11 protein-coding genes are annotated in these 11,713 nt (G+C 35.0%); all 11 read right to left on the bottom strand.

What is annotated here, in order from left to right:
* Positions 1-9: 9 nt before the first annotated feature.
* On the bottom strand, positions 10-405 hold the full coding sequence (locus V4D31_RS00250) for an SHOCT domain-containing protein (protein ID WP_353686240.1): 396 nt from the start codon (positions 403-405) through the stop codon (positions 10-12).
* 15 nt (positions 406-420) lie between these two features.
* The gene (locus V4D31_RS00245; protein WP_353686239.1) at positions 421-2,493 is read right to left on the bottom strand and encodes a hypothetical protein; all 2,073 of its coding nucleotides are present in this window, start codon (positions 2,491-2,493) and stop codon (positions 421-423) included.
* The gene (locus V4D31_RS00240) at positions 2,490-2,813 is read right to left on the bottom strand and encodes a hypothetical protein (RefSeq protein ID WP_353686238.1); all 324 of its coding nucleotides are present in this window, start codon (positions 2,811-2,813) and stop codon (positions 2,490-2,492) included. Before V4D31_RS00240 ends, V4D31_RS00245 begins: the two co-directional genes overlap by 4 nt.
* Positions 2,814-2,822: 9 nt before the next feature.
* Positions 2,823-6,020: a tetratricopeptide repeat protein gene (locus V4D31_RS00235; protein ID WP_353686237.1), complete on the bottom strand. Its 3,198-nt coding sequence runs from the start codon at positions 6,018-6,020 to the stop codon at positions 2,823-2,825.
* 3 nt (positions 6,021-6,023) lie between these two features.
* Entirely contained in the window at positions 6,024-6,728 is a 705-nt protein-coding gene (locus tag V4D31_RS00230) for an SIMPL domain-containing protein (protein ID WP_353686236.1), read from the bottom strand.
* Positions 6,729-6,745: 17 nt separating this feature from the next.
* Positions 6,746-7,654, bottom strand: a complete 909-nt coding sequence (locus V4D31_RS00225) for a hypothetical protein (RefSeq protein ID WP_353686235.1) — start codon at positions 7,652-7,654, stop codon at positions 6,746-6,748.
* Positions 7,655-7,663: 9 nt separating this feature from the next.
* A complete protein-coding gene (locus V4D31_RS00220) occupies positions 7,664-8,872 on the bottom strand; it encodes an S-layer homology domain-containing protein (protein ID WP_353686234.1) in 1,209 nt (402 codons plus the stop codon).
* A gap of 75 nt (positions 8,873-8,947) precedes the next feature.
* On the bottom strand, positions 8,948-9,967 hold the full coding sequence (locus V4D31_RS00215) for a CsgG/HfaB family protein (RefSeq protein WP_353686233.1): 1,020 nt from the start codon (positions 9,965-9,967) through the stop codon (positions 8,948-8,950).
* An 82-nt stretch (positions 9,968-10,049) separates the two neighbouring features.
* Positions 10,050-10,379, bottom strand: a complete 330-nt coding sequence (locus tag V4D31_RS00210) for a hypothetical protein (RefSeq protein ID WP_353686232.1) — start codon at positions 10,377-10,379, stop codon at positions 10,050-10,052.
* A 16-nt stretch (positions 10,380-10,395) separates the two neighbouring features.
* A complete protein-coding gene (locus V4D31_RS00205) occupies positions 10,396-10,908 on the bottom strand; it encodes a hypothetical protein (protein ID WP_353686231.1) in 513 nt (170 codons plus the stop codon).
* The gene (locus V4D31_RS00200) at positions 10,905-11,600 is read right to left on the bottom strand and encodes a Crp/Fnr family transcriptional regulator (protein WP_353686230.1); all 696 of its coding nucleotides are present in this window, start codon (positions 11,598-11,600) and stop codon (positions 10,905-10,907) included. The genes V4D31_RS00205 and V4D31_RS00200 overlap by 4 nt, the downstream gene beginning before the upstream one ends.
* Between the last annotated feature and the right edge of the window lie 113 nt (positions 11,601-11,713).

The following is an 11,713-nucleotide window of genomic DNA, read 5'->3' as shown; positions in this document are numbered from 1 at the left end:
ATTCCTCTTTTACCACTTCTCCTCCATAATCTCCTTACGTTTCTGCTTGTATTCTTCTTCAGTAATAAGCCCATCTTTTCTCAATGCTTCAAGTTTTCTAAGCCTCGACTCAAAATCCTTTACCCCTGGTTCATCACCCTCTTCTATCTTAACTACATCTGTAGAAGTAATGGGAATCTTATTTTTTTCTGACCTGGAATATGTGGATAGATTTTTAATTGAATATATGATGCCTCCGATACATGCAGCAATCCAGATAATACGGAAAAGGGCAAAAGGTGCATTATCAGGAGCATCAGACATTAAAAACAGTCCGAAGAACAGAAATATTACAAGCCCTATGATTGTTATCCATGATGCAAAAGGAGAGGGTCTAACTGAGGCTATTTTTGGTTTTTCTTTCATTTTTCCCACCTTTATTTACTTTTTTACATCTGCTACATATACATAGTAGTCAGGTATAAATCCAAAGTATTCCCGTTTATATACAAGGCAAATTATTGTTTCATAAATATTTCCCGGTTTTAAACTGTCAAATATTCCCTTTCTTATTCCAGCTATATGGTAAAATGGACCTGATTTTGTCATCCCTTTGATATTTAAGATTTCTCCTGTAGAATATTTTCTGTCAAAGATCATTTCAACCTTTACAGGCTTACAGGGCACAATTGTGCCAAATTTGCCAATATCCTGAAGTATATCTTTTTGATCTGATAAAGGCTTATCCTCTTCTGGAACTGGGAAACTCTCATCAGCCATATTTTTGATTTTTTCAAGCTCTTCTTCTAATTTTTTCACCTTTTCAGAATCCTTTCGTTGTTTATAACGCTTTATTTCCTGATTTATAGCGTAAAGGGTGGCATTTTTAACATCTCTTCTTATTTCTGTTATCATTTCTAAAATAGCCCCACCAATAAATTTCCCTTCCTCACCTTGCACAGGAACTTCTTTAACTTCAGATTTAACCTTTCCAAATATAAAATATGGGTCATTTTTGGTAATAGGCATGGTAGGATTTTTAACGGTTATTGTATATGGCATTTTAATGTTGAATTCTTTGGAAATATCATATTCAATATCTGTGCCCTCTGGAAAAAGTGCTTTACAACGATCAGGTTCTGTTCTTATAAAAATTATCTCGTAAGATTTAGGTGCTCCTTTTTGATTTGATATGGTAGTTTCTGACTCCCTTAAAACAGGTTTTATAGTTCTTTTATCTGTGCAACCACCAGTATTAACTTTTATTTTTATTTTGTGGTCCTTGATCTCAAGGGCACGTAAAATAATTATCCCTGTCTCAGTAGGCAAAAATGAATATTCTGGATTTTTTATGTCAGATTTATCGGATTCTTCCATAATTCCACCCCACTCTACTGCAGTAAAACCTCTTCTTTCAGGGGTCTTGATAGCAGGCTCTTTTAAGGTTTTTGGATTACCAAAGATAGGTTTAAAATGTAAAATAACCCTTATAAAAGTATCTGGTTCTGGCTCTATCTTAACCTGTAAATTTTTTGATAGGAAATCATCGGTCAAAAGTTTTATCTCGTAGTAATCATCTGGATGTTTTTGAAGTTCTGCCATCCAGTATTCTTTAAAATCTTTGATTTCTCTGCTATTTAGTCCTAATTTGGAAAGATATTTGTCAAACCATGAAGATAAATCTTTTCTGTAAACTACCCATCCCTCATCTGGTGGAACAACAGGTTTACTTAGTTCTACTTCATAAAAAAGATATTGATATTTGCCATCTATAATACCATCTGGGTTAACAGTTACAGACCATTTTCCATTGTAATGTGGGATTGTCTTTGTAATATTGCCCTCCGGATTCAGGGTTATTTCTACTTTTTCCGTTTTTTCAGGATAAAGATAAATCGCTGGTTTCTTCACCACAGGAAGAGGATATTCTTCTTCAGCTTGTTCACAGGTTAACAATTGAATTTTATTCTCTTTATCTCTGACCAGAGTAAAACATTTATTTTCCAATTTTGATGGGCAGCAGGTGGGATCAGTTTCCTTGTGGGTAAGAAGAGCAAGCAATATTTTATCTCTGCTTCTTCTAAAGGGCATTTCATCAAAACCTTTAACAAATTTCAAATCCTTTATCTCAACCCTGTCCCCAAGCTCAATTGAGTTTGTCTGGATTATTTCGCCTTTTTCTTGAACAAGAGCTGTAATCTGAAAGAAAAATCCACTACCACCTTCGTTTTCTGCAAGTATTACAATCGCCGATGAATTATTAGTTGAAGATGATTTGATTATCAGGTATTTTATCAGCTTTACATGGATAAAATTTTCCATATCCTCTTGATTGCCAGGTATTAGTGGAGATTCATACTCTCCATTTTTTAAAGTGACTGTCTTGTCTGAATAAAGTAAATGATAGGTGAAGTTTTTTACAGTCTCTTCTGTGAGTAATTCCTCAGCTGAAATAGTATTAGCAGAAAGAAAAATTAATATTCCTGCTATTAGCAAAGCATAAATTTTTTTCATTTTTTATCTCCTTCTGTCTGAAATGTTCTGTTTTTGATTTTTTTCATATAGAAGAATATTGAAATTTGCAGTGCACAAATCACAACAGTGCTTATGGCAAATGCAATCACGCTGCTTTTGAAGGTTGATACTATCTGACTTTTGATTAAAAAGATACTTACTTGTCTGTTTAAAAACATTAACACTGGTAAGGACAACACAGCCAGAAGGATATAAAGAGCTTTTTTCTCTTTAATTCTGATTGCAACCACAATTCCTGCAATCCAGAATGCAATTGCAACAAGATAAAAAATCACTATTAATTCTGGCAAACCAAACATGTTAACCTCCTAACTTTCTCCATGCAGTATAAATACTGCCCAATAAAATGGGCTTGGATATTTAGATTTCAATTGCTGTCTTGTCAGCTTCATTGCCTCGGCTCTGCTTTTGCCTGATTTCAGATGGCTATATAAAGTCTTCATATATTCCACTGCTGGCTCAGATGCCACTTCCCAGAGACTCACTATCACAGCCTTTGCTCCTGCCTGCTGAAATGCTCTTGCAAAGTTTACAACTCCTTCTCCTTCAACCTCCTTTCCAACTCCAGTAACACAGGCAGACAAAACCACAATGTCTGCATTGAGCTTCATATCAGCAACTTCGCTTAATGTTAAAAATCCATCCTCTCCCTGATTTTCAACCTGCCCGAGAAGGATGAAAGGCTCATTTACTCCCTGAATCATTCCAGGAAGGGATGCATGAGTTGCAAAATGAATGTATCTGTATTTTTCAAGCCCTGCTTGTTTAAGATTTGTCTCATTTGCCATAACTGAAAGTAAAACCTGTGGAGGCTCTGGATTTACGCCCATTATCCTTGCTATTTCTCTTACCTCAATTTCTGTCTCAGGCAGAGGTGGAAATTCTATTTTGTTGGACTCCTCCTGTGTAACTGCTCCCCATTTTGCTTTTATTGCAAGTCCTCTGAAGGCATATTGATTGAGACTGGCAAACTCTTCTTTCTTTCCCTGTTTCCATGCAATGTATCTTGGGTCATCTCTGCTAAAAACTGGATTGCCCAGTGCAAAAAGTGTTTTTTCTGGCGATATTTCTTTTAAAATTCTCTGAAATGCCAGGATTGTTGCTGATTGATAGTATGCAATTGTGTATTTGTCTGCAATGTAAATGCTATCTTTGATACCTGTTCCTTCTTTTATAACAAGAGCCTCAAAAGGAAGAACTCCCAAGATTCCATCAGGAACTATGATTATCTTTTCATTTTCTTTTACCTCATTTAATGCCTCTGAAAGAAGAATATCATAAAGCTTTTTCGCAATAGCTGTTGAAAATTTATCAGGCTTTTTCATGTTCATTGGCTCTATAAATGATTTCACTGTCTCTTCAAGGGACTCTCTTGAAATGGGTATCTTAATAAGCCTTTGTACACCCCCTTTTCTTACGATAAATAAGAAGGTAGCATCATCAGTTATTGCATACTCAAACAAAACCTCATCTGTTCTTAATGGTAAGTCTTCAGCTTTAACAGGCAAAGGATAATGAAGGGCTGCATATCTTGGATAATTCTTTCTCAATACTTCTATTAGTTCATCAAGCTGTTTTTTAACTCCTTGTCTTCTCCTCTCAAGCTCTTTTACTGCCTGCTCACCTTTTTTGAGAGCACTTTCCCATTGGCTGTCAAGATAACTTAGCTCTCTGGTTAATTCATCTTCACGATTCTTTAAATCAGGCGGAATCTGGGCGGATGTTGTCTTTTCTGCAGAGCCTGCCATTGCCTCAAGAAAGGTGCGCGCTTTTGTAAGTTCACTGAAATAAAAGGCTGCAGATGCTGGATTATTTCCTAAAATCAAAAAATTAAAAGCAGTTCTTCTTGTGCGAATCTGCCATGATGAAGCCTCTGGTGTGAAAGTTATTCTTCCACCTGAAGTAAGCTCATAACCTTTTTTAAACATCTCATAAAGCACTGATATCATTGCTCTGTATGGAGTGAGCCTTCCGTAATATCCACCACCTGCAAAAAATTGACCTTTTTCACTAACTGACTGTCTCATGTCTTCAACTATGTTTATAGCATTCATCAGATTAATTGCTGATTCCTGTAAGTTCCCTTTACCTTTTAATGCCAGTCCTACCTGAGTGTAATACTCAAAGTGCCTATTTGGATTATCTCTCCATGAAGGTGGAATCTCATTTGCAAGCCTTAATGCCTCATCATATCTGCCTGTTAAAAGATATACCTCTATGAGACCGAGATGAAGCAGTCTGTTTGGTTTAATTTTTTCTTCAAGTCTTTTTCTTTCAATGAATACCTCCTCTGCCTCTTTTAATCTTCCCTGTTTTAGATAAACAGCACCAATATTATTGAGCCTTGTTTCAAGAAGATAGGGATTATTCAGTCTTTTATCAATTTCAAGGGCTTCATAGAGATACTTTAAAGCATCATTGTATTTACCAGCTTTAAAATATTGCATTCCGATATTGTTTAAAACATAGGCAAGCGAATGAGGTCTTTTCAGTTTTCTTTCAATTTCAAGGGACTGCTGATAATAAGAAATTGCCATATCAAGCCTGCCTAATTTGGAATAGTCATGGCCAATATTATTAAGTATTGTTGCGATTGTTGGAGTATCATTTTGTTCTTTTGCTATTCTAAGCGCCTGTTCGTAGTTTGATAGAGCCTTTTCATACTGTCCGAGATCAAAATATAATGTTCCAAGATTATTCAATGTTACTCCAAGTTCTCGTTTTAGATTGTTTTTACTCTGGATTTCTATTGCTTCCTGATAATAAGAAATAGCCTTTTCAGGCTTATAAAGGTGAGCATATGTGTCTGCTATATAACGCATTACAATTGAGATCCCTTCTGAGTTGTTATATTTTTTTGCTAATTTTAACGCCTCTTCATAATAGGAAAGAGCTTTTTCAAGCTGACCCATCCTATGGTAAACCACTCCGATAAAAGAAAGATTTGCTCCAACAGAATTTTCATCTCCCTTTTCTTTGTAAAGTTTTGTAGATTCATTGAAGCTTGAAAGAGCCTCATTAAACTTACCAATACTCAGCGCAGCTTTTCCAAATTCGTGTAAAACTATGGGAAGAGAATCTTTAGCATTGATTTCAGCAAAAAGCCTTCTTGACTCTTCAAGATAGTGGTATGCTTTTTCATAATCAATTGCTCTACGATAGTAAATTGAACCAGCAAGAAAAAGATCATCAGCAAGCCATTCTTTATTGCCAAGTTTTCTTGCAGCATCAATTGCTTTTTCGTAATAAAACAGTGCCTTGTCATCATCTCCCATGTCTTCGTACGATGCACCAAGACCATTGTAGTTAGAAGTATAGCATTCATAATCATTTCCACATAATGCAAGAGACTTTTCATAATAGTAGATCGCTTCTTTGTATCTTTTTTCCTTGTAAGCTTTATCTCCAAGCTCCCACAGTCTTTCAGCTTCATTTTTTGGTTGAGCAGTAACTGTCAGGGGAATAAAAACTATTAAAATTGATATTAAAAGATGCTTCCATCTCATTTTTTACCTGCAAATCATCTTTACAGAAGCTTTTACTGAAACTGTCTTTTCTTCCTTCTTAGGTTCTGGTGCTTCTACCATTGATTTTGTTGTTTTCATCATATAAGAAACCTCTTCTTCTTTCCACCACCATGAAGGTCTTCTAATGTCATAGTCTATGCTGGTTAAACTACAAGTTTTACCCATTTTTTCAGAAACTTTTTTGGCAAAATTTTGAGCATTACCAATTATCTCAATTTTCAATGCATCTTCAGCATTACGAAGATTCTTTTTGGACACAGTCCACTCTGGAGTTGATACTATGAAATCCATTTTTTCACCGTATTTTTCTTTAAAATTTGCCAGTTCTTGAAAAATTTTATTCTGCTGAGAAGGTTCTTTTAATTCAAATAAGTAGTGAATTGAACCTTTGTAGCCTGAGCATTTTTGTTTATTTTCTTCCCACCAGCAGTTTTTAGTAACATAATATTTTCCACCACGATATTCAAAACCAAGATTTTTCAAAGATTTATCTACTGCACCAAGAATGTTTACGGCATCAACTTCCTTTGATGTATTTACATTAACTCCAACACTCAAAGAGAGAATGTCTGGAATAAGCTCTTTTACTTCTTCAAGGATTATGAAAACCGTTGTATCGTCCTGGGCGTATGTAGAAGTGGCAATTAATACAAAAAATGTGATAAAAATTATCAATAATTTTTTCATGATGCCTCCCTTTTAACTTATTTCAACACAAAGGCAACTTTTGCACTGGCAAAGAAGTTTGCCTTCTGATTTGCCGAATAAATTTTTACAGCATCTTCATCTGAAACCTGAACATCAGAAGGAGTTACTGTACCAGAGGCTTTTACTATTAGAGGATTTTTTACTCCTCTTTTTTCCAGAGCTGCCATTGCCTTTTCAATGCTATTGGTGTATTCACCGCAGCCCTGCTCAACAAGCACTTTTTGACTTATTTTTGAAGGGTCATAAAGAAGATCACCCTTTTGAGTAAATATTCTGTTTATAAGAGCTGGTCTGAAGTTAACCTCTCTGGCATCAATTATAAGTCCATCATATCTTTCTTCAAGTTTAATAGGCTTTGGTTTAAATTGAGGTTGAGGTTCGATTATTTCTTTTTTGATCTTAGGATCTCCGAGAATTTTTTCATACATGAGAGAACCAAATCCTTTTGGACCTGTCATTCCCACTTTTACAATAACAAGTGCAACTTCTTGCTGAGGATCCCATTCTTTATGCACAATCTGAGCACCCTTTACAAAGCCTGTAACCGCTGTTCTTACAACATCATACTGAAGCTCTGCATCTTTGACCATTGTGTCTCCAACAACTGCAACTCCTTCAATTATCTCTGCAAGCTGGCGATAAGCAAGGGTAGTGGCAGCTCTTTCTGCAGTAAGCCTTCTCTGAGCAGGTGTTTTTGCAGTTGGTGATGGGAGTCCCTCAGCTGCAACAAGAATGTAATCATTGATAAATGCCTGTTCAGGTGAAGTGGTAAGAGTAAGATTGTTTTTCTGAAGCCATTCATTTGCCTTTTCAAATGTTGATGAGACCTTATCAGTATCCTGCTGAGCAATGCCCACTCCTATCAATAAAAACAATAATAAGACAATAACTGATAGTTTTTTCATTTTGCCCTCCTAATAAATGTTTATTTTTTGTTTTAACATTCTTATTGCAAGAATTGCCTCTGCTCCATCAACTGGTTTTTCAGGATCAAATTCTCCTGAAAGCTCTGGCTCCATAATCCCCCTTGTTGTCATGTTCATAACAGCATTGTAAATTGGAGATGTTGGTCTTATATCCGGGAATGGAGATTTTTCATGCCCGAAAAATGCGGTTGCAATTTTTTCATCACCTGTAAGCTTAATCAATACATCTTCAAGTATCAAAGCCATTTCACCTCTTTTTACAATTTCATCTGGTTTAAAAAGATATGCCTTTACTGTTTCATCATATTTTGGTTCAAGTCCTCTAATTTTCCATTTGAGTATTGTTAGTATCTCCTGTTTAAATGGATTGTTGATGATGTCAGCAGGTATAAATTCTGGCTTTATCTGTTTAATCTCACTTTGAATCGGAATTTTGCCAGAAAAAACCCTGTCAATTTTAAGTTCATTGATAAGCAAAGCTACAAGTTCAGCTCTTGTTATTGAATCTTTGACTGCGATTTTTTTGCCAGCATCGCCAACTGTTATTCCAGCCATTGCACGGATGATTTTATCAGTTTTTTTCCAGGCTCTGTCAGCTTTTTCATTCCATTTTCCATCTATCTTTGAGTTCAAAACAGCTCTGAATTTGTCCTTTGCTTTTTCAAAATCAAGTGCATCAAAATATGCAAGCCCCATAAAATAATGGGCTGCTTCTTTACCTTGATAATAAGTAAGTTGAGCATCATCAACTTTAATGTTCAGTACATTGAAATAGGCTTTTTCAGTTTCCTCAAGTGAGTTTGTTTTGAGATTGGTTAAACTTCTTATTTTTGCCATGTAGTAGTCAAACTCTTGCTGAGGAGTCTCTGCTTTCTTTTTGGCAGTTTTCAGGTCTTTGTTAATTCTTTCAATTTCAATTTTTTTAATTTCAGGATCCTGAATTTTCTTAACTTTTTCAGACTTTGCAATAGCAAGCCCTGAATAAGCCTTTGAGAAGTTTTCATCGCAGTAAATGGCTCTCTCAAACTTCTCAATTGCAAGCTCAATTTTCCCATCTTCCAGAGCTTTCATTCCAATGAGATAATGGTATTCTGGATTGTCTTCAGGAAGAGTGCATTTTGAGACTTCCTTTGGAGCACATCCATAGATAGCTATGACAATAATAGATAGGAAAACTAAAATTTTTAAATATTTCATACCAAAACCTCCTTTGCTTTTCTAATCAGATAATATCAGTAAAAAAAATATATGTAAAGGTAATTTTCACATTTTTTATCTTAATTTTTGCCAGAACCCTTTTGGTGCGCTTGTTTTAATAGCATGACCTGTCAAAACTTTATCTACATAATCTTCAGCAATAATGCAAATGCTTCTGTCACTTTGTAAATCCGTTTCTGATACAGTGCACTCACCAACTATTCTGGGTGTAATTATATCAATATTTTTTACTGGATCTCTTTCTTTTACAAACTCTACAATTTCAACTATTGAGCCTTCTTTTAAACCATCTGAACGCCCCAGTGTAATAAACGCGATTCTTTCTTTAGGATTTTTTCTGTTTGTCATTGTTTTGTATATATATCCATAAACTGAAAACACATCAAAAATTTCACTTCTGGAGTTATTAATAGCCTTTTCAATTGCCTTATTTAAAAGTCCGCAAGGATCCTCCACCCTGCAATAATTGTCTTGTCCTCTATAATTTTTTGCTCTACCATTCATACTAAAAGCTTTCTGAATTCTTCCTTCTGGAAATTGAATCAATCTGAGTGTCAATCCAATCTCACCCTCTTCATTGCAAGATGCCGGGTTATAGTGGGTTTTTCCTTTTTTATCTGTCCATGAACTTGCCGGAGTAAAGCGTACATTAATATACGCCTTTGATATGGAACCAACAAGTACGAAATCTACTTTTTCAGCAATTTTTGCAAATTTCTGAAGATCTATATCTCCTGAAACACCTGCTCTAAATTTTAACTCTTCCATCAATACCTTTAGTTGAGATCTTTCCACGAGTTCGACACTGCCTGTATTGGCAAATGCTTGAGTAAGATACTCCTGCGCACTGCTGTAGAGCTCACATCCTCTGAACTGAGTATTATCAGATGGTGGAAGAATTGCAATTTTTGGTTTTCTCTTCTGAATAGCATAATCAGGCATGAAATGTGTTACCTTTTTGTTATCAATATCCAACATTGTATACTCCATCAAGCTAACTTTTGGGGGGACGCATCCCCAAATAGCTACCATAAGAATGGATAAAATAACGCTATACAAAGTTTTCTGTTGCATCTTTATTACCTCCAATTTAATTCTGAGAGTTTTCAAAAAAACACAAGTTTTTGATAATCAAGAAAATGCAACTGTTCAATTTTCAATTATCCCTTACTCTATTGTTTTCAGCCTTTAAAATAATATAAAATGGCGAAAAATTAACAACGGTGAAGCCTTTTTGATTCAGGCTGTTTGCAAGATATACAGGATTTTCAGGATAACTTATCATAAATTCTCCAAGACCTCTGTCTTCAACTTCTGTAACCCATGCTATATTCTGCAGTAATTCTTTTATTTCAAAATGTTTATCTATATCTGACACACCTTCAACTTTAACTAATATTTTCTTAGAAAGGCTATTTACATATTTAGTTATTTTTTCGAAAACGATCGGTACAAACTTTTCTGAAAGAGTTTTAAGACTCTGCATAGCAGCATCCTCTATATTAGATGCCATTGCTTTTGCTTGTTCTGTTCCTGAAGTTAATATGATTATTTTGAATGTTTTCCTCTTCCATTTCGTTCATGCTCAATTGATGATATTCATTTTTTGTTTTTTTTGCAGGAATGAAGACAGCTAAGGAGTTGTTTAAGGCGAGTTTTGATACAGCATCATCTACTTTATTGGTTTCTACACAGACATTTAAAATTACTTTATAAGAATCTCTATCTTTCCATTCTTTTTTTATGTTGTATTTTGATATAACTCCCTCAGTTTTTTTGACAATTGCATCATCTACAAGGATAAAGTTTTGAACCACTGTTTGAGCTTTTATTTTTATACCAGCTACCTGTTCAACGGCATTCCATTTTGCTCTTGATATTGCCTCAGCTTTTGCTGATGGAATATCATTGCCTGTAATTGCTGCATCTCCTTCAGAGTCAACGCATTGAATTTTTGCTTCAGCATAGCATGTGAAAAAAATCATTAAAAAAATGATAAAGATAGAAGTTTTCATTTTTCCTCATAAAAACTACAGGGCTCAATATGTGGTGATATCAGGAAAAAGCCTTCCTCTTCCTTTAATATCCCTTTAAACTTCAAAACCTTTAATGCCTTTGTAATGGCTTCTCTTGAAGCACCTGTACAGGAAGCAAGTTCTCTATGAGTGATCTTTTTGATTCTTATCAATCCATCTCTGGTTTTCTCTCCTTCCTTTTCAGCAACATTCATGAGAAATTTTATGATTCTCCTGCTAACATCCAAAAATGCCATCGCACCAAGCATTTCATCGGTCATCCTTATTCTTTCAACAAGAGCAGAAAGAAGAGAGATAACAATCATAGGATTATTTTTGAGTAATTTTAGAAAATGCTCTCTTTTAAGCACTCCAACAACAGAATCCTCAATAGCAATAATTGTTGCTGAACGAGGTCTACCATCAAGAAGACTTAATTCTCCAAAGAAATCACCTTTTTTAAAAATATTAAGAATGAGTTCTTTCCCATCCGAATCTAAGAGACAGGCTTTAACTGCACCATCAAGAATAATGTAAAGATCAGTACTTTCATCAGATTGATAGAAGATAATTTCTCCCTTCTTTACTCTGTATATTTTAAAACCCTTAGAAATGAGAGTTAGATGTTCATCAGAAAGACTTTGAAAAATAGGAATTTCTTTTAAAATTTGAAGAATATCAATATTTGACATACTCCAGTTTATCAAAACATTGTAAAGGAGTCAAGAGAGCGAACTTCCAAAAATTACTTAAGAGAGAAGGAAGGGGTAAAAGTAAGCAGAAAGCTATTGATTTCACCCATGAT

The organism is Thermodesulfovibrio sp. 3462-1, assembly GCF_040451425.1.
Classification (GTDB): domain Bacteria; phylum Nitrospirota; class Thermodesulfovibrionia; order Thermodesulfovibrionales; family Thermodesulfovibrionaceae; genus Thermodesulfovibrio; species Thermodesulfovibrio obliviosus.
The sequence above is the reverse complement of the archived record's forward strand: the minus strand, read 5'-3'. Positions and strand labels throughout refer to the sequence as shown.